This is a genomic window from Klebsiella sp. JB_Kp004 (assembly GCF_040065795.1).
Taxonomy (GTDB): Bacteria; Pseudomonadota; Gammaproteobacteria; order Enterobacterales; family Enterobacteriaceae; genus Klebsiella; species Klebsiella quasipneumoniae.
The window spans coordinates 68,381-90,588 of the sequence record NZ_JBEAKW010000033.1 but is presented as its reverse complement, the minus strand read 5'-3'; the positions used below and the strand labels follow the sequence as shown (position 1 = coordinate 90,588).

General features: G+C 58.8%; 20 protein-coding genes. 7 read left to right on the top strand and 13 right to left on the bottom strand.

Annotation, left to right across the window (positions count from 1 at the left end; genetic code table 11):
* Positions 1 to 41: 41 nt before the first annotated feature.
* Positions 42 to 1,460 carry a PTS trehalose transporter subunit IIBC gene (gene treB / locus ABLX76_RS14750; protein WP_023291762.1) on the bottom strand — a complete coding sequence of 473 codons (1,419 nt, stop codon included), beginning with the start codon at positions 1,458 to 1,460 and terminating at the stop codon, positions 42 to 44.
* Positions 1,461 to 1,590: 130 nt separating this feature from the next.
* Positions 1,591 to 2,538 carry a trehalose operon repressor TreR gene (gene treR, locus ABLX76_RS14745; protein ID WP_004206520.1) on the bottom strand — a complete coding sequence of 316 codons (948 nt, stop codon included), beginning with the start codon at positions 2,536 to 2,538 and terminating at the stop codon, positions 1,591 to 1,593.
* A 379-nt stretch (positions 2,539 to 2,917) separates the two neighbouring features.
* Between treR and mgtA the strand changes: the two genes are divergently transcribed.
* Positions 2,918 to 5,626, top strand: coding sequence for a magnesium-translocating P-type ATPase (mgtA, locus tag ABLX76_RS14740; RefSeq protein ID WP_348874749.1), 2,709 nt, complete (start codon positions 2,918 to 2,920; stop codon positions 5,624 to 5,626).
* A 73-nt stretch (positions 5,627 to 5,699) separates the two neighbouring features.
* Here the strand turns inward: mgtA and ridA are convergent, their stop codons facing one another.
* From ridA to ABLX76_RS14715, 5 genes are all read right to left on the bottom strand, one after another.
* A complete protein-coding gene (gene ridA, locus ABLX76_RS14735) occupies positions 5,700 to 6,086 on the bottom strand; it encodes a 2-iminobutanoate/2-iminopropanoate deaminase (RefSeq protein ID WP_002886926.1) in 387 nt (128 codons plus the stop codon).
* 153 nt (positions 6,087 to 6,239) lie between these two features.
* Positions 6,240 to 6,701: an aspartate carbamoyltransferase regulatory subunit gene (gene pyrI, locus ABLX76_RS14730; RefSeq protein WP_002886927.1), complete on the bottom strand. Its 462-nt coding sequence runs from the start codon at positions 6,699 to 6,701 to the stop codon at positions 6,240 to 6,242.
* A gap of 13 nt (positions 6,702 to 6,714) precedes the next feature.
* A complete protein-coding gene (gene pyrB / locus ABLX76_RS14725; RefSeq protein ID WP_004206522.1) occupies positions 6,715 to 7,650 on the bottom strand; it encodes an aspartate carbamoyltransferase in 936 nt (311 codons plus the stop codon).
* Between the two features lie 2 nt (positions 7,651 to 7,652).
* Entirely contained in the window at positions 7,653 to 7,712 is a 60-nt protein-coding gene (locus ABLX76_RS14720) for a pyrBI operon leader peptide (RefSeq protein ID WP_227650304.1), read from the bottom strand.
* On the bottom strand, positions 7,687 to 7,791 hold the full coding sequence (locus ABLX76_RS14715; RefSeq protein WP_002886930.1) for a pyrBI operon leader peptide: 105 nt from the start codon (positions 7,789 to 7,791) through the stop codon (positions 7,687 to 7,689). Before ABLX76_RS14715 ends, ABLX76_RS14720 begins: the two co-directional genes overlap by 26 nt.
* Positions 7,792 to 7,985: 194 nt before the next feature.
* On the opposite strand from ABLX76_RS14715, the gene ABLX76_RS14710 reads away from it, so the two are divergent.
* Positions 7,986 to 8,438 carry a YhcH/YjgK/YiaL family protein gene (locus tag ABLX76_RS14710; RefSeq protein WP_110243617.1) on the top strand — a complete coding sequence of 151 codons (453 nt, stop codon included), beginning with the start codon at positions 7,986 to 7,988 and terminating at the stop codon, positions 8,436 to 8,438.
* A gap of 69 nt (positions 8,439 to 8,507) precedes the next feature.
* Here ABLX76_RS14710 and argF read toward each other — a convergent pair whose 3' ends face one another.
* Positions 8,508 to 9,512, bottom strand: coding sequence for an ornithine carbamoyltransferase (gene argF / locus ABLX76_RS14705; protein ID WP_348874747.1), 1,005 nt, complete (start codon positions 9,510 to 9,512; stop codon positions 8,508 to 8,510).
* A gap of 163 nt (positions 9,513 to 9,675) precedes the next feature.
* On the opposite strand from argF, the gene rraB reads away from it, so the two are divergent.
* Entirely contained in the window at positions 9,676 to 10,098 is a 423-nt protein-coding gene (gene rraB / locus ABLX76_RS14700; RefSeq protein ID WP_023291768.1) for a ribonuclease E inhibitor RraB, read from the top strand.
* A gap of 58 nt (positions 10,099 to 10,156) precedes the next feature.
* Positions 10,157 to 10,921, top strand: coding sequence for a tRNA isopentenyl-2-thiomethyl-A-37 hydroxylase MiaE (miaE, locus tag ABLX76_RS14695; RefSeq protein ID WP_023291769.1), 765 nt, complete (start codon positions 10,157 to 10,159; stop codon positions 10,919 to 10,921).
* Between the two features lie 252 nt (positions 10,922 to 11,173).
* Here the strand turns inward: miaE and ABLX76_RS14690 are convergent, their stop codons facing one another.
* Entirely contained in the window at positions 11,174 to 11,677 is a 504-nt protein-coding gene (locus ABLX76_RS14690) for a GNAT family N-acetyltransferase (RefSeq protein WP_032454663.1), read from the bottom strand.
* Positions 11,678 to 11,862: 185 nt separating this feature from the next.
* On the opposite strand from ABLX76_RS14690, the gene ABLX76_RS14685 reads away from it, so the two are divergent.
* The gene (locus ABLX76_RS14685) at positions 11,863 to 13,056 is read left to right on the top strand and encodes a DUF898 family protein (protein ID WP_348874744.1); all 1,194 of its coding nucleotides are present in this window, start codon (positions 11,863 to 11,865) and stop codon (positions 13,054 to 13,056) included.
* 47 nt (positions 13,057 to 13,103) lie between these two features.
* Here ABLX76_RS14685 and ABLX76_RS14680 read toward each other — a convergent pair whose 3' ends face one another.
* The 3 genes from ABLX76_RS14680 to pepA form a co-directional block, all read right to left on the bottom strand.
* Positions 13,104 to 15,959 (bottom strand): valine--tRNA ligase, encoded by a 2,856-nt coding sequence (locus ABLX76_RS14680; protein WP_044525210.1) that lies wholly within the window; start codon positions 15,957 to 15,959, stop codon positions 13,104 to 13,106.
* Positions 15,959 to 16,402, bottom strand: coding sequence for a DNA polymerase III subunit chi (holC, locus tag ABLX76_RS14675; RefSeq protein WP_048296514.1), 444 nt, complete (start codon positions 16,400 to 16,402; stop codon positions 15,959 to 15,961). The genes ABLX76_RS14680 and holC overlap by 1 nt, the downstream gene beginning before the upstream one ends.
* Before the next feature lie 121 nt (positions 16,403 to 16,523).
* Positions 16,524 to 18,035: a leucyl aminopeptidase gene (pepA, locus tag ABLX76_RS14670; protein ID WP_004206531.1), complete on the bottom strand. Its 1,512-nt coding sequence runs from the start codon at positions 18,033 to 18,035 to the stop codon at positions 16,524 to 16,526.
* A 389-nt stretch (positions 18,036 to 18,424) separates the two neighbouring features.
* On the opposite strand from pepA, the gene lptF reads away from it, so the two are divergent.
* Positions 18,425 to 19,522 carry an LPS export ABC transporter permease LptF gene (lptF, locus tag ABLX76_RS14665; RefSeq protein WP_023291773.1) on the top strand — a complete coding sequence of 366 codons (1,098 nt, stop codon included), beginning with the start codon at positions 18,425 to 18,427 and terminating at the stop codon, positions 19,520 to 19,522.
* On the top strand, positions 19,522 to 20,604 hold the full coding sequence (gene lptG, locus ABLX76_RS14660) for an LPS export ABC transporter permease LptG (protein WP_002886956.1): 1,083 nt from the start codon (positions 19,522 to 19,524) through the stop codon (positions 20,602 to 20,604). Before lptF ends, lptG begins: the two co-directional genes overlap by 1 nt.
* 50 nt (positions 20,605 to 20,654) lie before the next feature.
* Here the strand turns inward: lptG and ABLX76_RS14655 are convergent, their stop codons facing one another.
* Entirely contained in the window at positions 20,655 to 22,157 is a 1,503-nt protein-coding gene (locus ABLX76_RS14655; protein WP_087848678.1) for a helicase HerA-like C-terminal domain-containing protein, read from the bottom strand.
* Between the last annotated feature and the right edge of the window lie 51 nt (positions 22,158 to 22,208).

The window sequence follows — 22,208 nt, the reverse complement described above, 5'->3', positions numbered from 1 at the left end:
TGCTGCAACGAGGGGCGCCAAAGGCGCCCCGAAAGAAGAAGTTAGACAATCTGCAAGGTGCCCTGACGGTACTTGCGCTGATACACCACGGTGGTGAGGATAATCGGCACCACCACCGCGATGGCCATCGCCATGGCGTACACCTGCCAGTAGCTCGGCTGGATGGAGAGGATCCCCGGCAGGCCGCCGACGCCGATGCCGTTCGCCAGCACGCCGTTCAGGCCGCACAGCAGGCCGGCGAGGCCGGAGCCGATCATCGCGCACAGCATTGGGAAGCGGTACTTCAGGTTGATACCGTACATTGCCGGCTCGGTGACCCCAAGATAGGCGGAGATCGCCGCCGGTACCGAGATTTCACGTTCATTCTGCTTGCGGCTGGCGATGATGATGCCGACCACCGCCGACGCCTGGGCAATGTTGGACAGCGCAATCAGCGGCCACACCGGGGTCCCGCCCATGCTCTGGATCATCTGCATATCGATGGCGAGGGTGGTCTGATGGACGCCGGTAATCACCAGCGGCGCGTAGAGGAAGCCAAACAGCGCGGCGCCGATCGGCGCGAAGCTGCCGGTTAACAGATGGCGCACTGCGAAGGCCACGCCGTCGCCGATCAGGCGGCCGAACGGACCGATAATGGCGTGCGCGAGGAATACCGCGAGGATCAGCGAGCAGACCGGCACAATGACCAGATAGAGGTAGTCAGGCACAATGCGCTTGAGGCGCGTCTCGATAAAGCCTAAGGTCAGGCCCGCCAGCAGGGCCGGGATGACCTGCGCCTGGTAGCCGACTTTAGCAATGGTAAACAGGCCGAAGTTCCACACCTCCGGCACCTGCTGGCCGAGGAGATAGGCGTTCATCAGCTGCGGGGACACCAGGGTCACGCCCAGGACGATCCCAAGGATCGGCGTACCGCCCATCTTCTTCACCGCCGACCAGCAGATCCCCACCGGCAGATAGAAGAAGATCGCCTCGCCAATCAGCCACAGGAAGTCATAGATGGTTTTCAGCGACGGGTGCATCTGGGCCAGCGTCTGGCCATTGCTCATGGGTAAGTCGCCGATGACGTTGCGGAAACCGAGGATCAGACCGCCGCTGATCAGCGCCGGCAGCAGTGGGAAGAAGATCTCGGCGAAGTGCGAGATCAGCTGCTCATGCCACTTCATATTTTGCCGCGCGGCCTGTTTGACCTGCTCTTTATCGGCGGAAGTCTGACCGGTGGTCGCCAGCAGGGCCTTGTAGTAATCACCCACCTCGGTGCCGATGACCACCTGGAACTGACCGGCGTTAGTGAAGCATCCCTTCACCATGCGCAGCTGCTCAATCTCTTTTGGTCTGGCGATGGCCGGGTCGTTCAGCACAAAGCGCAAACGGGTAATACAGTGGCTGACGGTGGCGATATTGCCGCGCCCGCCCACCAGTTCGATCAGTTTATCGATGTCCTGCTGGTTTACTTTGCTCATGATGAAGCCTCAAAAACAGAGGGGAGAGATGCCGTTTTTACCTTGAGGGCATCCTAACCGTTCCGCTTGATTTGCAAAATGGGAACGTTCCCGAAACCCGGCGACGATCACATAAATCGCCCGAACGAGATTAATTGAGGGCGGCGGGAATGACGATCTGGCGGGGATCGACGCTGCCGGCGATCTGCTCGATCAACTGCCGGGCGGCCCGGCGTCCGGACTCGGCATAGCCAGGATCGACGGTCAATATTTCCGGGTGGAGAAACTTCATCAGCGGCGTGCTGCCGACGCTGGCGAGCTGCAGCGCATCGCGGCCCTGCTGCTGGAGATATTTGCTGGCGCCGAGGGCGAGGGTATCGGTGGCGCACACCAGGGCGCTGGTCTCGGCCGTCAGCACGCTGGCGACGGTGTCATACCCCTGCTTCATGCCCAGCCCCGGCAGGGCGGCGGTGGGCGTCAGGCGATGCTTTTTACAGAAGGCGAGGTAGGCGAGATGGCGGCGTTCGCCGGTGGTGACGTCGCTGTGCGGTACGCCAAGGAAGCTGATGTGGCGATGCCCGCGCTCGTAGAGCCGCTGCATCAGCAGCGTGATGGCCCCCTCGTCGTCATAGCACACCGAGGCGAAGCCGGGGGCGTCGCGGGCCATCAGCACCAGGGTGTCGCGCCAGGGAGCGAGCATCGCCTCGTCGATGCCGGTAAAACCGAACAGCACCACGCCGTCAATATTACGCCGGGCGAGCATGCCGAGATGCTCCTCCACCAGCCCAGGGGAGAACTGACTCTCCATCATAATCGGGTCGTAACCCTGCTCATAAAAGGCGGGCAGCATGGTCTGCACGGCGAGGTTTTCCGACAGCGAATCGAGACGGGTGACGATAATCGCCACCACTTTATCGCTCTGGCCGCGCATGGCGCGGGCGGAGCGGGAGGGCGAGAAACCGTGCTGCTGCATCACCGCTTCGACGCGCTCGCGGGTCCGTTCGCTGACCCCGCTCTCGTTGTTGAGGACGCGGGATACCGTTGATTTCCCTACGCCGCTTAAGCGCGCGATATCTTTGATGGTCAGCCGGTTCTGCATGCGGAATTCTCGTCAGGGTGGGTAGAAGTGAGCCTAATGCTACTCAACCAAACCGCAATGAGCAAAGTCTGGTTTACGTTCGGTTTAGTTGCGCGGGTTTATCATCGCCATTATTGCCACACAATCCTCAACGAGGGCGCTATAATCCGCGCCGTTTAAATTCACTTACCGGAGATAGTTATGGACCCCGATCCCACTCCTCATCCTCGATGGAGCAACCTTTCTTTCCGGTAAGCCTGTTTAACACTGCTTTACCGGAAAGCGTAAAGCAGTGACGTCCTTGATGTCCCTGCCATAAAAATAACATGCCTGACAGGTAGGTTTTGCTACGCCCGTCGGCAACGCTGCGTTCGCTTGCGCGAGCGCGGAGGGACTGTTTATGCTGAAAAATTATACCCGGCAGCTGTTCGCACAGCTTAGCCGCCATCTACCACGCCGTTTAGTCCAGCGCGATCCGCTGCCGGACGCCCGCCATCTGGCGAGCGGCCCCATTCCTGAGTCGCTGGGCAAACAGTGCCTGGACGTGGCGGCGATGGACGACCAGGAGATCTGGCGCGCCTTTGACAGCCACCCTGAAGGGCTCAATGAAGGCGAAGTGGCGGCGAAAATCCTTAAACACGGCGACAACCAGATCCCGGCGCAGAAGCCCTCGCCGTGGTGGGGGCATCTGTGGACCTGCTACCGCAACCCGTTCAATCTGCTGCTGACGGTGCTGGGCATCGTCTCCTATTCCACCGAAGATCTGTTCGCCGCCGGGGTGATCGCCCTGATGGTGGGGATCTCGACGCTGCTCAACTTCATCCAGGAGGCGCGCTCGACCAAAGCGGCGGATGCGCTGAAGGCGATGGTGAGCAATACCGCCACCGTGCTGCGGGTGGTCAACGAGCAGGGGGAGAGCCGCTGGCTGGAGCTGCCTATCGACCAGCTGGTGCCGGGCGATATCATCCGGCTGTCGGCGGGGGACATGATCCCGGCGGACCTGCGTATCCTGCAGGCGCGGGATCTGTTCGTCGCCCAGGCCTCGCTGACCGGCGAATCGCTGCCGGTGGAGAAAGTGGCCCGCAGCCGCGATCCGCTGCAGCAGAACCCGCTGGAGTGCGACACCCTGTGCTTTATGGGCACCAACGTGGTGAGCGGCTCGGCGCAGGCCATCGTCTTCGCCACCGGCGGCCACACCTGGTTTGGTCAACTGGCCGGCCGCGTCAGCGAGCAGGAGAGCGAACCGAACGCCTTCCAGAAAGGCATCAGCCGGGTGAGTATGCTGCTGATCCGCTTTATGCTGGTGATGGCCCCTGTGGTGCTGCTGATCAATGGCTACACCAAAGGCGACTGGTGGGAGGCGGCGCTGTTCGCGCTGTCGGTGGCGGTCGGCCTGACGCCGGAGATGCTGCCGATGATCGTCACCTCGACGCTGGCGCGCGGGGCGGTAAAGCTGTCGAAGCAAAAGGTCATCGTGAAGCACCTCGACGCCATTCAGAACTTTGGCGCGATGGACATCCTCTGCACCGATAAAACCGGCACCCTGACTCAGGATAAGATTGTGCTGGAGAACCATACCGACGTCTCCGGCAAGGTCAGCGAGCGCGTACTGCATGCCGCCTGGCTGAACAGCCACTACCAGACCGGGTTGAAAAATCTGCTCGACACCGCGGTGCTGGAGGGCGTTGAGCTGGAGGCCGCCCGCGGGCTGGCGGCGCGCTGGCAGAAAGTGGATGAGATCCCCTTCGATTTCGAACGCCGCCGCATGTCGGTGGTGGTGAAAGAGGAGGACGCCGCGCATCAGCTGATCTGCAAAGGGGCGCTGCAGGAGATCCTCAACGTCTCAACCCAGGTGCGCTACAACGGCGATATCGTGCCGCTGGACGACACCATGCTGCGCCGCATCCGCCGGGTCACTGACACCCTCAACCGACAGGGGCTGCGGGTGGTGGCGGTGGCGACCAGGTACCTGCCGGCCCGCGAAGGCGACTACCAGCGCGCCGATGAGTCGGACCTGATCCTTGAAGGCTACATCGCCTTCCTCGATCCGCCGAAAGAGACCACCGCCCCGGCGCTGAAAGCGTTAAAAGCCAGCGGCATCACGGTGAAGATCCTCACCGGCGACAGCGAGCTGGTGGCGGCGAAGGTGTGCCATGAAGTGGGGCTGGATGCCGGCGAAGTGGTGATTGGCAGCCAGATTGAAGCCATGAGCGACGACGAGCTGGCGGCGCTAGCGAAACGCACCACGCTCTTCGCCCGCCTGGCGCCGCTGCATAAGGAGCGCATCGTGACGCTGCTGAAACGCGAAGGCCACGTGGTGGGCTTTATGGGCGACGGCATCAACGACGCCCCGGCGCTGCGCGCGGCGGACATCGGCATCTCGGTCGACGGCGCGGTGGATATCGCCCGCGAGGCGGCGGATATCATTCTGCTGGAGAAAAGCCTGATGGTGCTGGAGGAGGGGGTGATCGAAGGCCGCCGCACTTTCGCCAACATGCTTAAGTACATCAAAATGACCGCCAGCTCCAACTTCGGCAATGTCTTCAGCGTGCTGGTGGCCAGCGCCTTCCTGCCGTTTCTGCCGATGCTGCCGCTGCACCTGTTGATTCAGAACCTGCTTTACGATGTCTCCCAGGTGGCGATCCCGTTCGATAATGTCGACGATGAACAGATCCGCAAGCCGCAGCGCTGGAACCCGGCCGACCTCGGACGCTTTATGGTCTTCTTCGGCCCGATCAGCTCGATTTTCGATATCCTCACCTTCGGCCTGATGTGGTGGGTGTTCCACGCCAATACCGTGGAGATGCAGACCCTGTTCCAGTCCGGCTGGTTTATTGAAGGGCTGCTGTCGCAAACGCTGATCGTGCACATGATCCGCACCCGGCGCATTCCGTTCGTCCAGAGCCGCGCCGCCTGGCCGCTGTTCGCCATGACCCTGGTGGTGATGGCGGTGGGGATCGCGCTGCCGTTCTCGCCGCTGGCGGGCTATCTGCAGCTGCAGGCCCTGCCGCTGAGCTACTTCCCATGGCTGGTGGCGATCCTGGCGGGCTATATGGTGCTGACCCAAACGGTCAAAGGCTTCTACAGCCGCCGCTACGGCTGGCAGTGAGGGGAAGGTTTGCGGATGACCCCCGTAAAAAAGGCAGCCTGCGGGCTGCCTTTTTTCATGCCGGAGTTCGCGATCAGCGACGCACGGCGATGGCTTCGATCTCGATCTTCACGTCTTTCGGCAGACGCGCCACTTCAACGCAGGAGCGCGCCGGGAAGGTGGCGTTGTGCTCAGTGAAGAACGCTTCGTATGTGGCGTTAACGGTAGCGAAATCGTTGAGATCTTTGACGAAAACGGTGGTCTTGACGATATCGCCGACGGTGAGGCCTGCGGCTTCAACGATGGCTTTCACGTTGTTCAGCGACTGGCGCGCCTGCGCGGATACGTCTTCCGGAACGCTGCCGGTTTTCGGGTCGACCGGGATCTGGCCAGAGGTGATGATCATGCTGCCCAGGTCAACGCCCTGAACGTAGGGGCCAATCGCTGCTGGTGCATTTTCCGTCGCAATAGTTTTGCTCATGTTATCTCCAGATGAACTGAGTAATGTTACGCAAAATCATTCAGGTGGCCGCCAGGCGGTAAGCGCTGTGCCGCCGGGCGCAGACGCCGCCTGAAGGACGAAGCGTAGGGTGGTAGCCATTATAGGGAGGCCTACCACCAATACCAACCGCATTTAGTTGGCCAGCACCACATAATGAGAAAACTCTTTTTCGCAGTATTTACATTTGAGTGCGATGTCATCAGCACGTTTTTTCACTGCAAAACTGGAAGAAACCGGTTCGGCGTGGCTGATACAGTTGCTGTTCGGGCAGACCAGCACGCTGTCGATGCGATCCGGCAGGCTCGGGCGGGATTTGCCCACCACTTCGTAATCATCAATGCGGTTTACCGTCGCCTGCGGGGCGTACAGCGACAGCTGGTTAACCTGCTCGTCGGTCAGGAAGGTGTTCTCAATTTTAATCAAATCTTTGCGGCCCATCTCGCCGGAGGGCAGGTTCAGACCGATGGTGATGCGCTGGTCGGTTTCGGTCAGTTTGAACAGGGTGAGCAGCTTAAAGCCGACCTGCGCCGGAATGTGGTCGATCACGGTGCCGCGTTTGATCGCTTCTACCTGCAGTTTATTGTCGTGTGTCATCTCTCATTTCCCCTTACAGTGCCAGCTCGCTATTCAGTACCAGTGCCAGTAACGCCTGGCGGGCGAAGATGCCGTTACCGGCCTGCTGGAAGTACCAGGCGTGCGGCGTTTTATCGACATCGGTGGTGATTTCGTCAATGCGCGGCAGCGGGTGCAGCACCTTCATATTGGCGCGCGCCCCTTCGAGGTCGGCGGCGCGCAGGACGAACTGCGCTTTGACGTTGGCGTATTCCGACGGATCCAGACGCTCTTTCTGCACGCGGGTCATGTACAGAATATCCACTTCCGCCATCACGTCGTCGATGGCGCTATGCAGGCTCCAGGCGATACCTTTTTCATCCAGCATATCGAGGATGTACTGCGGCATGGCCAGCGCGTCCGGGGCGATAAAGTAGAAGCGGTTGCCGCTGAATTTGGCCAGCGCCTGGGTCAGGGAGTGGACGGTACGGCCATACTTCAGATCGCCGACCATCGCCACGTTGAGGTTTTCGAGGCGGCCCTGGGTCTCCTGAATGGTGAACAGGTCGAGCAGGGTCTGGGTCGGGTGCTGGTTGGCGCCGTCGCCGGCGTTCAGTACCGGCACGCCGCCGGAGAATTCGGTCGCCAGACGGGCGGCGCCCTCCTGCGGATGACGCATCACGATGGCGTCAACGTAGGTGCTGATGACGGAGATGGTATCCGCCAGCGTTTCCCCTTTTTTGCCCAGCGAGGTGTTGGCGCTGTCGGAGAAGCCGACCACGCTGGCCCCCAGGCGGTGCATCGAGGTTTCAAAAGAGAGGCGGGTGCGGGTCGAGGCTTCAAAGAAACAGCTGGCGATAACCTTATGCTTCAGCAGCTCGGGTTGTGGATTAGCTTTCAGCTTTGCCGCCGTCGCCAGCACCAGTTCGAGGTCTTCGCGGCTGAGATCGTTTATGGAAATGATATGTTTTTGATATAGCGGGTTAGCCATGCTTATCTCCTGACGCCTGGGCAAAAAAAAAGCCCCTTAAATAAGGGGCTTCGGGAATCCAATGAGCAACGGAAAGAAAAACGGCAGGCCAGCGTCTGCATTGAGACGCGCTAAGACAGAATGTCGTACGCAATTGGCCATGCTTCCTCCCGGCAAAACGACTGGCATTATACGCAGACCGTTATGACGATCAAGCGATTCATTCACAAACAGGTAATCGTTTGCCTGCAGAAAAGTGCGCCAGCGCAAAGAACCGTGAAACTGCACTGGTATGGCAGCGACGATGGGGGTATAAAACGCAAAAATGAAATGTTGTTTTATATTTGAGGTAAGCGATGATTATTGGCAATATCCACCATCTGCAGCCATGGCTGCCTGCCGCGCTGCGCGAGGCTATCGAACACGTTATCGCCCATGTCAGCGAGGCGACGCCGCTGGGTAAACATGATATCGACGGCAACAACCTGTTTTATCTGATTTCCGAAGACACCACCGAGCCGCAGGCCGCGCGTCGCGCGGAATTTCATGCCCGCTATCTCGATATCCAGATTGTGCTCCGCGGCAGCGAGGGGATGACCTTCAGCACCCTGCCGGCAGGAGAGCCGCAGACCGACTGGCTGGCGGAGAAAGACATCGCTTTCCTGGCGGAGGGGGCGCAGGAGCAAACGGTGATCCTTAACGAAGGGGACTTTGTGGTGTTTTATCCCGGCGAAGTGCATAAACCGCTGTGCGCCGTGGGCGCCCCGGCGAAGGTGCGCAAAGCGGTGGTGAAGATGCTGATGGCGTGACAAAGCGTCCTGACGAGCGGTATCCCGGATACGCGCCAAGCGATCCGGGATTTGACGGCGAGCGAAGGACTATTTGCTCAGCGTCGCCACCATCACCGCTTTGATGGTGTGCATCCGGTTTTCCGCCTGGTCGAAGACCACGCTTACCGCCGACTCAAACACCTCGTCAGTCACCTCCATGCCGCCGTGCAGGCCGTAATCGGCAGCCATCTGTTTGCCCAGCGTGGTCTGGTCATCATGGAACGCCGGCAGGCAGTGGAGGAATTTGACCTGCGGGTTGCCGGTCAGCGCCAGCATCGCACTGTTAACCTGATAGTCGCGCAGCAGGGCGATACGTTCGGCCCATTTTTCCTTCGCCTCGCCCATTGAGACCCAGACGTCGGTATAGATAAAATCGGCGCCTTGCACCCCCGCGGCGATATCTTCCGTCAGGGTGATGTTGCCGCCCTGCTGTTTGGCCTGCGCGGTACAGGTTTCCACCAGCGCGGCCTCCGGCCAGCAGGCCGAGGGCGCCACCAGGCGCAGATCCAGACCGGTCAGCGCCGCGGCTTCCAGCATCGAATTACCCATGTTGTTGCGCGCGTCGCCGGCGTAGACCAGCGTCATCTGGTTAAAGGCTTTGCCCGGCAGGTGCTCTTTCATGGTCAGCAGGTCCGCCAGCAGCTGGGTAGGGTGGAACTCGTTGGTGAGGCCGTTCCACACCGGCACGCCGGCGTATTGCGCCAGGGTCTCCACCACTTCCTGGCCGTGGCCGCGGTACTGAATGCCGTCGTACATCCGTCCGAGCACGCGGGCGGTGTCCTTGATCGACTCTTTATGGCCAATCTGGCTGCCGCTGGGCCCCAGGTAGGTCACGCGGGCGCCCTGATCGTATGCGGCAACTTCGAAAGAGCATCGTGTACGGGTTGAGTCTTTTTCGAAGATGAGCGCGATGTTTTTCCCTGCCAGTTTCTGGACTTCGATACCGTTTTTCTTATCGGCTTTCAGCTTTGCCGCCAGCTCGAGCAGGGCGGTGATTTCTGCAGGCGTAAAATCGAGTAACTTTAAAAAATGCTTCTGGTAAAACGCAGACATGGTTCCCTCACCTGGCATAGGCCACTAATTGAATTAAAATTCAATTTATATGTATGAATATTCATTTGCAAGTCTGTGATCGAAATCTTTCACTGAGAAGTGGAGGCAATGACGGCGGTATGTGACAATAGGGATAACTGCCGCACATTATGAGGAACGAGCCATGGCAAACCCGGAACACCTGGAAGAACAGCGTGAAGAGACGCGTCTGATTATCGAAGAGCTGCTGGAAGATGGCAGCGATCCGGACGCACTGTACACGATTGAGCATCACCTCTCTGCAGACGATTTCGAAACCCTGGAGAAAGTCGCGGTGGAAGCGTTTAAGCTGGGCTACGAAGTGACCGAGCCCGAAGAGCTGGAAGTGGAAGAGGGTGAAGTGGTCATCTGCTGCGATATTCTGAGCGAATGCGCCCTGAACGCAGAACTGATCGATGCCCAGGTGGAACAGCTGATGACGCTGGCAGAAAAATTTGACGTCGAGTATGACGGTTGGGGCACCTACTATGAGGACCCGAACGGTGAAGAAGACGGCGAGGATGACGAAGATTTTGTCGATGAAGACGACGATGGTGTTCGTCACTAAGTCGCAGATGATGTAGATGGATACGGCGGCGCCAGCCGCCGTATAGCAAGGAACTTCCATGGATTACCCGCAGATACTCTCCCCGATTATCAACTTCCTGCACTGCCCGACGCCGCAGGCGTGGATTGACGAAGCCCGCAAGCCGGAAAACCTGCCGCTGCTGCTGACCGACCATATGGTGTGCGAACTGAAAGCGGCGCAGAACGCCATGCTGCTGGTGCGTCGCTACGTCGCGGATAAAGCCGACGCCGACGAGCTGCTGGCCTGCCTGAAGCCGTATGAAGACTTCACCTACCGCCGGGGGCCAGAGCCGGATTTTGTCGCCCTGCATAAGCGGATCAACAAAAGCGCCATGCCGCAGACCGACGACCCGTGGGGCCGTCAACTGCTGGACAGCATGATTTTGCTGATTAAAGAGGAGCTGCATCACTTCTGGCAGGTGCGGGAGATGATGCTGGCGCGCGATATCCCCTACGTCAAAATCACCGCCAGCAACTATGCCCGCGGCATGCGACGGGAGGTGCGCTCACATGAGCCGGTGATGCTGATCGATAAGCTTATCTGCGGCGCCTATATCGAGGCCCGCTCCTGCGAGCGCTTTGCGGCGCTGGCGCCGTGGCTGGACGACGATCTGCAGAAGTTCTATCTGTCGCTGCTGCGCTCGGAAGCGCGTCACTATCAGGACTACCTGGATCTGGCGCAGAAGATTGCCGGAGAAGATATCAGCGAACGGGTCCGCCAGCTCGGCGAGGCGGAAGCGGCGCTGATCCTTCGTCCGGAGGCCGAGTTCCGCTTTCACAGCGGCGTGCCGGCGGCGGCGTAGCCCACGCTGTTCGGCTCCCGTCGCCCCGGTCGCCACTCACGCCGGCAGTCTCAGTAGCCATGGGGGGAGAGATAGCGTTGAGAGCTTCAGCTCGCCATGGTACGGGCCGTAGGTCGGGTAAGGCGTTAGCCGCCACCCGACAAAAAAACGGCACCGCGAGCACGGGTAAGGTGCAAGCGGTGCCATCCGGGACATACCCCGGCTCGCGCTACGCTTAGCCGGGCTACCGGGGAGGCCCAGGGTAGTGATTCGTTACAGCGTTTTCAACATCCGCACTTCGCAGTCCACGTGGCCGGTACAGCCCAGCGGACCGTCAATATGTTCGAAGCCAAGATGCTCATATAAGCCGATCGCCTCCGTCAGGAAGGCGGTGGTTTCCAGATAGCAGCGTTTAAACCCTTGCTCGCGGGCGTAGTCCAGCGCCAGCAGCGCCAGCTTCTTCGCCAGCCCCTGGCCGCGGGCGCTGGTCATGAAATACATTTTCTGCAGCTCGCAGATATCCGGCTCGCTGCAGGCGAGCGGCGCGACGCCGCCGCCGCCAACCACTTCACCCTCTTTCTCCACCACCCAGTATGCGGAGCCCGGCTGGCTGTACAGCTCATACAGTTCATCGAGATTCGGGTCGGCGACCGTATAGCCTTTATCGGCGGTCAGGCCATATTCTGCGGATACCTGGCGGATGACGGCCGCTATCGCAGCGTTATCCTGTACCGCGATACGGCGTAAAGTAAAGGTCTGTGGCGCGGCAAGATTCATAGAATCACTCAATTTTAGCTTAAATAACCATATATTTCTTTAATACCATTATTCGTTTACAGGCGCAAGGTGCGCGTGAAATGTATTGCCGGGAAAATTCAAAATAATATATTCTGCTCGCTTAATGCCGATGCGCATTATTTATTATTTTTATATATGGTTTAAAGTACAAGGACGACTTTTTTATGAGTATGATTTCAGGGCAATTGCAGCGTTCTGGCCATTCTTTTGTTTTTCATGGTCAGGCCGGGCGCTATTTTATTATTTGTCTGGTTAATATTATTTTTTCTGTAATAACTTGTGGGTTATTTATTCCATGGGCATGGGTACGGAGTCGCCGTTATCTTTGTGAGAATATGGAGGTTAATGGCGCCCGCTTTGCCTATCACGGGCGCGGTATCACGATTTTACTCAGCTGGCTATTGATATTTGTCGTGCTGGTTTTACTCAGCTTAGCGCTTGCCATTTTCTCTCCCGGTAGCGAAGGGCTGGAGACGCTGGCATTTCTTATCCTGCTGCCGGTAATGATAATTAAGGGGTTCAGCTACCATGCGACGATGACCTCTTTCGCGAATATTCGCTTTGGGGTTCAGTGTCATCTGCTGCGCGGATGGTGGATTATGCTCGGCTTACCTTTGCTGATATACGTGCTAACAGCGGTGGTGTTCGCCATGCTGGGAAGTCGGCTCTTTTACAATGGCCTAAATAGCATGCTGCTGGGGATCGTTGTTCTGCTTTTGCTGGCGCTAGTTATTATGGCAATAACCAGCGGTGTGGTTTACAGCCACTGGCTTGATCTCATCGGCAAAGGCGCAACCTTAGGCAAAAATAAATTTAATATTTATGTGAGTACTAAGCGTTGTGTGGTGATTTTTTTATGGGCAACGGCGATTTTGTTGCCGTTTATCATCATTTTTATTGGCTTTTTATTTTCCGCATTCGCTCAACTGCTGACGGGCTGTATGTTTGGTCTGTGCAGTGAGGGTTCGGCACTGTTTATGGCATTGCGGCATCTTGGGGCGATATTAGGGGGATATATATTCCTCACTATCGGTATCGTGTTATCCATGGCATACCTTCGTGTGGCTTTACGTAATCACGCGATGAATAACCTGGTGCTGGGGGATAGCGTTCATTTTCGTTCCACCCTGACGTTTTTCGGTCTTGCTCCGCGTTTACTGGCGTTGACGTTTCTCACGCCGCTGACGCTGGGGCTGGCCTATCCCTGGTTCAAGATTGATTTGCTACGCTATATTGCTGAAAACACGACGATGGTCGGTGAGTTCGATTCGCTCGATCTGCAGCCGGCGGCACCACCGCAGCCGACGGTATCTGACAAACTATGCGGCGGTTTTTTTCCGATGCTGCCGTTCCTGTAATGTAAAAAGGCCGGAGCAAGCTCCGGCCTTTTTTCTATCGCGAGCAATTACAGCGCGGCGATCACCGCCTGCTGCTCAATCAGCTTCGCTTTCGCTTCCGCGTAGCCTTCCAGCTTCTCGCGCTCTTTGGCGATCACCGCTTCCGGCGCGCGGGCGACAAAGCCTTCGTTAGCCAGCTTGCTTTCGATGCGGCCAATTTCGCCTTCGATTTTGGCCACTTCTTTCGCCAGACGCGCCAGCTCATCTTCTTTGTTGATGAGGCCCGCCATCGGGATCAGCAGCTCGGCGCCGTCGACGATCTTGGTCACGGAGACCGGACCTTTATCATCGGCAGGCAGCACGGTAATGCTTTCCAGACGCGCCAGATTCAGCAGGAAGCTGCGGTTGTCGTTCACGCGACGCTCGGCCTCTTTGCTGCAGCCGCGCAGCAGCAGTTCCAGCGGTTTGCCCGGGGCGATGTTCATTTCCGCACGGATGTTACGTACGGCGACGATCGCCTGCTTCAGCCATTCGGTGTCGGCCAGCGCCGCGTCATCCACCTGAGAGGCATCATACTGCGGGAACGGCTGCAGCATGATGGTGTCGGCGGTGATCCCGCAGATGACCTTCACGCGCTGCCAGATGGTCTCGGTGATGAACGGAATGATCGGATGCGCCAGGCGCAGCAGACCTTCCAGCACGGTCACCAGCGTATGGCGAGTGCCGCGCAGTTCCGCTTCGCTGCCGCCGTTCATCACCGGCTTGGTCAGTTCCAGGTACCAGTCGCAGAACTGGTTCCAGGTGAACTCATACAGGATGCCGGCGGCGATATCGAAGCGGAAGTTATCCAGCGCTTCGCGATACGCTTTGACGGTGTGGTTGAATTCCGCAAGGATCCAGCGGTCGGCCAGGGAGAGCACCCTCTCGCCGCCGTTGAAGCCGCAATCCTGATCTTCCGTGTTCATCAGCACAAAGCGGCTGGCGTTCCACAGCTTGTTACAGAAGTTACGGTAACCTTCCAGACGCTTCATATCCCAGTTGATGTCGCGGCCGGTAGAGGCCAGCGCCGCCAGGGTAAAGCGCAGGGCGTCGGTGCCGTGCGGCTCGATGCCGTTCGGGAACTGTTTCTCGGTGCGCTTACGAATTTTCTCCGCCAGCTGCGGCTGCATCATGTTGCCGGTACGTTTCTCCAGCAGCTCCGGCAGGGTGATGCCGTCAACCATATCCAGCGGGTCGATAACGTTACCCTTGGATTTTGACATCTTCTGGCCTTCGTCATCGCGGATCAGACCGGTCATGTAGACGGTCTTAAACGGCACCTGCGGTTTACCGTTTTCATCTTTGATGAAGTGCATGGTCATCATGATCATGCGGGCGATCCAGAAGAAGATGATGTCGAAGCCGGACACCATCACGCTGGTTGGGTGGAACTGACGCAGGGCGTCGGTGTTTTCCGGCCAGCCGAGAGTGGAGAAGGTCCACAGCGCGGAGGAGAACCAGGTATCCAGCACGTCTTCGTCCTGGCGCAGCGCCACGTCGGCGCCGAGGTTATTTTCCTGGCGTACTTCGTCTTCGGTGCGGCCTACGTAAACGTTGCCGTCGTTGTCATACCATGCCGGGATGCGGTGACCCCACCACAGCTGACGGGAGATACACCAGTCCTGAATATCGCGCATCCAGGAGAAGTACATGTTTTCGTACTGCTTCGGCACGAACTGAATGTCGCCGTTTTCAACGGCTTCCACCGCCGGCTTGGCCAGCACGTCCGCGCGCACGTACCACTGGTCGGTCAGCATCGGTTCGATAACCACGCCGCCGCGGTCGCCGTAAGGCACGGTCAGGTCGTGCGGTTTGATCTCTTCCAGCAGGCCGAGGGCGTCAACCGCCGCAACGACGGCTTTACGCGCCGCGAAGCGTTCCAGTTTCTGGAACTCCGCCGGGATCTCGCTGGAGTAGACGTCGGATTCATTGCCTTTGGTGTCGTACACTTCCGCGCTTTCGCGGATGTCGCCGTCAAAGGTCAGGATGTTGATCATCGGCAGCTGGTGACGACGACCCACTTCGTAGTCGTTAAAGTCGTGCGCCGGGGTGATCTTCACGCAGCCGGTGCCTTTCTCCATGTCGGCGTGTTCGTCGCCCACGATCGGGATGCGGCGGTTAACCAGCGGCAGCACCACGAATTTGCCAATCAGATCTTTGTAACGCGGATCTTCCGGGTTAACGGCCACGCCGGTATCGCCCAGCAGGGTTTCCGGACGGGTGGTGGCGACCACCAGGTAGTCTTTACCGTCAGCGGTTTTCGCGCCATCGGCCAGCGGGTAGCGGATATGCCACATGGAGCCTTTCGATTCGCGGTTTTCCACTTCGAGGTCGGAAATGGCGGTGCGCAGTTTCGGGTCCCAGTTAACCAGGCGTTTGCCGCGGTAGATCAGGTCTTCCTTGTACAGGCGAACGAAGACTTCTTTCACGGCATTGGAAAGGCCTTCGTCCATGGTGAAGCGCTCGCGCTCCCAGTCAACGGAGTTGCCGAGACGGCGCATCTGACGGGTAATGGTGCCGCCGGATTCCGCTTTCCACTGCCAGATTTTGTCGATAAAGGCATCGCGGCCGTAGTCGTGACGGGTTTTCCCTTCTTCAGCGGCAATCTTACGCTCAACCACCATCTGGGTAGCGATACCCGCGTGGTCGGTCCCCGCCTGCCACAGGGTGTTTTTGCCCTGCATGCGCTGGTAGCGAATCATGGTATCCATGATGGTTTGCTGGAAGGCATGACCCATATGCAAACTGCCGGTGACGTTCGGCGGCGGGATCATGATGCAGAAGCTCTCCTGGCTTTCATCACCATTCGGTTTGAAATAGCCCTGCTTTTCCCAGTGCTCGTAAAGCGGCTGTTCGATATCTTGTGGGTTGTATGTCTTTTCCATTATTTCCAGGTTGCCGTGTTCAGGTTGAAACCAGCCATGCGGTACGCCTTATAGCGTTCGCGCGCCAGTTGTTTCAGATTTTCTTCGTAAGGGACAAAGTCTATCACTTCTGTGAAAGCGGTGGCAAAATCTGCAAAGTTAAGCCGCAGGCTGATCAGAATGTCCCGCGGGCTGCTGTTGCGCTTTTGCGGCCAGGCAATCTCTACCGGCGCGCCGCCTCGCGGGCCTTCGCCCGCCAGATTGTGCGGCACAAAGCTCTCCGGTGGTCGCGACCACAGTGCCTCATCGAGACGAATCGCCTGCTGCTCATCTTCACAGGCGATCAGGACGCGCTTGCCGTTGCGCCAACGTTCTGCGGCAATGTCACACACCAGCTGCTCGACGGCGCTCAGGCCTTCGACGGTGTCTTCGTTGTCCAGAAGATAGAACGTTGCGTTTTTCATATATGGGGCTTCTTGTTGTGGATTTAAATGTAAAGCCGGGCGGCGCTACGCTTACCCGGCTTACAAACGGCATCTTTCCGTAGGCCCGGTAAGCGTAGCGCCACCGGGCATCAGACGGCAATCACTCTTCGCCGTTAAAACCCGCGCGATTGAGCAGGAACTGCGACAGCAGCGCGACCGGACGACCGGTGGCGCCTTTGGCCTTACCGGATCGCCAGGCGGTGCCGGCGATGTCGAGGTGCGCCCAATTGTACTTGCGGGTGAAGCGCGACAGGAAGCAGCCGGCGGTGATCGCGCCGCCAGGACGGCCGCCGATATTCGCCATATCGGCAAAGTTGGATTCCAGCTGATCCTGGAACTCGTCGGCCAGCGGCAGACGCCATGCGCGGTCGCCCGCCAGTTCAGAGGCGCCGATCAGCTCATGGGCCAGCGGGTTATGGTTCGACATCAGGCCGGTGATGTGATGGCCGAGGGCAATCACGCAGGCGCCGGTCAGCGTCGCGACATCGATAACCGCTTCCGGCTCGAAGCGCTCAACGTAGGTCAGCACGTCGCACAGCACCAGACGGCCTTCGGCGTCGGTGTTGAGCACTTCCACCGTCTGGCCGGACATGGTGGTCAGAACATCGCCCGGGCGATAAGCGCGACCGCCAGGCATGTTTTCACAGCCCGCCAGCACGCCGATCACGTTCAGCGGCAGCTGCAGCTCAGCAACCATCCGCATCACGCCGTACACCGCCGCGGCGCCGCACATGTCGTACTTCATCTCGTCCATGCCTTCGGCCGGCTTGATGGAGATACCGCCGGAATCGAAGGTCAGGCCTTTACCGACCAGCACGATAGGGCGCGCGTCTTCCGACGGGTTGCCTTTATACTCGATGACCGACATCAGCGACTCGTTCTGCGAACCGTTGCCGACGGCGAGGTAGGCGTTCATTCCCAGCTCGCGCATCTGCTGTTCGCCGATCACCCGGGTGATAACGTTTTTGCTATAGGTATCGGCCAGCTGGCGCGCCTGGGAGGCCAGATAGGCGGCGTTACAGATGTTCGGCGGCATGTTGCCGAGATCTTTCGCCGCTTTGATGCCGGCGGCGATCGCCAGCCCGTGCTGAATGGCGCGTTCGCCGCTGGTCAGCTCGCGACGGGTCGGCACGTTAAAGACCATTTTACGCAGCGGGCGACGCGGCTCGCTTTTGTTGGTCTTCAACTGGTCGAAGCTGTACAGCGTCTCTTTGGCGGTTTCCACCGCCTGGCGAACTTTCCAGTAGTTGTTACGACCCTTGACGTGCAGCTCGGTCAGGAAGCAGACTGCCTCCATTGAACCGGTATCATTCAGGGTATTGATGGTTTTCTGGATGACCTGCTTGTACTGACGCTCATCCAGTTCGCGCTCTTTGCCGCAGCCAATCAGCAGAATGCGCTCAGACAGAATGTTCGGCACATGGTGCAGCAATAACGTCTGGCCAGGTTTGCCTTCCAGCTCGCCGCGACGCAGCAGGGCGCTGATGTAGCCGTCGCTGATTTTATCGAGTTGTTCGGCGATGGGGGAGAGGCGACGTGGTTCAAAGACGCCGACCACGATACAGGCGCTCCGCTGCTTCTCCGGGCTACCGCTTTTTACACTGAACTCCATGCACTATGCTCCTGAATCTTAAAGACAACAGTGGTGGCTACGGCTATACTCGTCGCCTTTCAAGTTGCAGATGCGCCGGCTGCGCCTGCTTACCCTGACGTGGCACATTGTGCGCGCCAGGGGCCACAGCCCTGCTGCCTTCTTACAACTCGAAATCCATTGAGTATATAATTGCAAGCTTTCGTAACTCATGTCCGCTGTTGCGGTGACTTCGTGTTAATCTTAACGTTAATAAGGCCTGGGTTCGTCAGAAAAGATCCTGACATGCAGAACCGATGAGTCATTTAATCTTAGCGACGTTTTCGACGACCAAAGAGAATAAATGACGTTTAAGCCATGAAACAAGCAATTTTCCTGCACTAAAACGGGTTTTTACGGGCGTATTTATAGTGATAATCATAAGATATCTGGTTCGTGAGACGCTGAAAAGCCAGTTGGCGATCCTATTCATCCTGTTACTGATTTTCTTTTGCCAGAAATTAGTCAGGATCCTCGGCGCTGCGGTGGATGGCGATATCCCAACCAATCTGGTGCTCTCGCTGCTGGGGCTCGGCATCCCGGAGATGGCGCAGCTTATCCTGCCGTTAAGTCTGTTCCTTGGCCTGCTGATGACCCTCGGCAAGCTGTACACCGAAAGCGAAATTACGGTGATGCACGCCTGCGGCCTGAGTAAAGCCGTATTGATCAAGGCGGCGATGATCCTCGCGCTGTTCACCGGCGCGGTGGCGGCGGTCAACGTGATGTGGGCGGGGCCGTGGTCGTCGCGCCATCAGGATGAAGTGCTGGCGGAAGCCAAGGCCAACCCCGGCATGGCCGCGCTGGCCCAGGGCCAGTTCCAGCAGGCCAGCGATGGTAACGCGGTCATGTTTATCGAGAGCGTCAACGGCAACCGCTTCCATGACGTCTTCCTTGCCCAGCTGCGCCCGAAAGGCAACGCGCGCCCCTCCGTGGTGGTGGCGGATTCCGGCGAGCTGTCGCAGCAGAAAGACGGTTCGCAGGTGGTGACCCTCAATAAGGGCACCCGCTTTGAAGGCACCGCGATGCTGCGCGACTTCCGCATCACCGACTTCAATAACTATCAGGCCATTATCGGCCACCAGGCGGTGGCCGCCGATCCGGACGACACCGAACAGATGGATATGCGCACCCTGTGGCAGACCCACACCGATCGTGCGCGCGCCGAACTGCACTGGCGCTTCACGCTGGTGGCGACCGTCTTCATTATGGCGCTGATGGTGGTGCCGCTCAGCGTGGTCAACCCGCGCCAGGGCCGCGTGCTGTCAATGCTGCCGGCGATGCTGCTCTACCTGGTGTTCTTCCTGCTGCAGACCTCGATTAAGTCGAACGGCGGCAAAGGCAAAATGGACCCGGCTATCTGGATGTGGGCGATTAACCTGCTCTATTTTGCGCTGGCGGTGCTGTTAAACCTGTGGGACACGGTGCCGATGCGCCGCTTCCGCGCCCGTTTTAATAAAGGAGCGGCCTGATGCAGGCGTTTGGCGTACTTGACCGTTATATCGGTAAGACGATTTTCAACACCATCATGATGACCCTGTTCATGCTGGTGTCGCTCTCCGGCATTATCAAGTTTGTCGATCAGCTGAAAAAGTCCGGGCAGGGTAGTTACGATGCGCTGGGCGCTGGCCTCTACACCATCCTCAGCGTGCCGAAAGACATCCAGATCTTCTTCCCCATGGCGGCGCTGCTTGGCGCGCTGCTGGGGCTGGGGATGCTGGCCCAGCGCAGCGAGCTGGTGGTGATGCAGGCGTCCGGTTTCACCCGGCTGCAGGTGGCGCTGGCGGTGATGAAAACCGCGATCCCGCTGGTGCTGTTGACCATGGCGATCGGCGAGTGGGTGGCGCCGCAGGGCGAACAGATGGCGCGCAACTACCGCGCCCAGCAGATGTACGGCGGTTCGCTGCTTTCCACCCAGCAGGGACTGTGGGCGAAAGATGGCCATAACTTTGTCTATATCGAACGGGTAAAAGGTAACGATGAGCTGGGGGGCGTCAGCATTTATGCCTTCAACCCGGAGCGTCGTTTACAGTCGGTGCGCTATGCCGCCTCGGCAAAATTCGATAGCGAGAATAAAGTGTGGCGCCTGTCGCAGGTGGATGAATCCGATCTGACCGATCCGAAGCAGGTGACCGGGTCGCAGATGGTGAGCGGCACCTGGAAAACCAACCTGACGCCGGACAAGCTCGGCGTGGTAGCCCTGGATCCGGACGCGCTGTCGATCAGCGGGCTGCACAACTATGTGAAATACCTGAAGTCCAGCGGCCAGGATCCGGGACGCTACCAGCTCAATATGTGGAGCAAAATCTTCCAGCCGCTGTCGGTGGCGGTGATGATGCTGATGGCGCTGTCGTTTATCTTTGGCCCGCTGCGTAGCGTGCCGATGGGCGTCAGGGTGGTGACCGGGATTAGCTTCGGCTTTATCTTCTACGTGCTGGATCAGATTTTCGGCCCGCTGACCCTGGTGTACGGCATACCGCCGATCATCGGCGCCCTGTTGCCAAGCGCCAGCTTCTTCCTGATAAGCCTCTGGCTGATGATGCGCAAGGCCTAGCGGACTCGGCTACGGAACGTAAGCCCCCTCAACGATGAGGGGGCTTTTTTTTAGCGCTTGCGGCCGCCCAGCAGACTGCCCAGCATGCCGCGGACGATCTGATTGGTGACCTGGCGAACCGCGCTTTTCGCCGCGGTCTGCACGATACCGTCGCGTTTGCCGCCGCGCGGGCCGGTGCTGCCGAACAGGATATCTTTCAGGCCGCCAAGCAGACCATCGTCATCCCCGCTCTGCTGACCCTTCGCCGGCGGAGTAGACTGCTGTTCCGTGGCGACCTGGACCCCTTGCTGCAGCATTTCGAAGGCCGACTCGCGGTCCACCTCTTCTTCATACTTGCCGTACAGCGGCGAGTGATTCAGCAGGCCATTGCGCTCATCATCGCTGACCGGCCCCATTCGCGAGCAGGGGGCAATAACCATCGCCCGCTCGACCACCGAGGGGCTGCCTTTCTCATCGAGGAAGGAGATCAGCGCCTCGCCGGTGCCCAGCTCCTGGATCGCCTGCTCGGTACTGAAGGCCGGGTTGGCGCGCATGGTCTGGGCGGCGGTTTTCACCGCTTTCTGATCCTTCGGCGTAAAGGCGCGCAGCGCGTGCTGTACGCGGTTGCCCAGCTGGCCGAGCACGGCGTCGGGTATATCCGCCGGGTTCTGCGAGACAAAATAGACGCCGACGCCCTTGGAGCGAATAAGACGGATCACCTGTTCGATTTTATCCAGCAGCACCTGCGGCGCGTCGTTGAACAGCAGATGCGCCTCATCGAAGAAGAACACCAGTTTGGGCTTGTCGAGATCGCCCGCCTCCGGCAGACGCTCGTACAGCTCGGAGAGCATCCACAGCAGGCTGGCGGCGTAGAGCTTCGGCATCTGGTAGAGCTTTTCGGCGCTGAGGATATTGATTATCCCTTTGCCGCTGGCATCGACGCGCATCCAGTCGGCAATATCCAGCATCGGCTCGCCGAAGAAGTGCCCGGCGCCCTGTTGCTCCAGGGTCAACAGTCCGCGCTGGATGGCGCCGACCGAGGCGCTGCTGATATTGCCATACTGGTTCTGGAAAGATTTGGCGTTGTCGCCGATAAACTGGGTGATGGCGCGGAGGTCTTTGAAGTCAAGCAGCAGCAGACCGCGGTCGTCCGCGATGCGGAAAATAATGTTCAGCACGCCGCTCTGCACCTCATTGAGATTGAGCAGGCGCGCCAGCAGCAGGGGGCCAAGATCGGAGACCGTCGCCCGAACCGGGTGGCCCTTCTCACCAAAGATATCCCAGAGCACCACCGGGTTGGCGTGCGGCTCCCAGTCGCTGACGCCGATCTTCTCCAGCCGCGCCTGCAGTTTCTCTGAGCTCTGCCCCGCGGCGGCAATGCCGGTCAGGTCGCCCTTAACGTCCGCCATAAATACCGGCACGCCAATTTCCGAGAACGACTCAGCCAGCTTTTGCAGGGTGACGGTTTTACCGGTGCCGGTCGCACCGGTGATCAGCCCATGGCGGTTGGCCATCGCGGGCAGCAAATAGAGCGCGTTATCCAGCGTGCGCGCAATCAACAGGGGTGAGCTCATGATCGATTCCTCCATTTATCCTGCGACGATTATAGGCAACCTCGTCGTCCG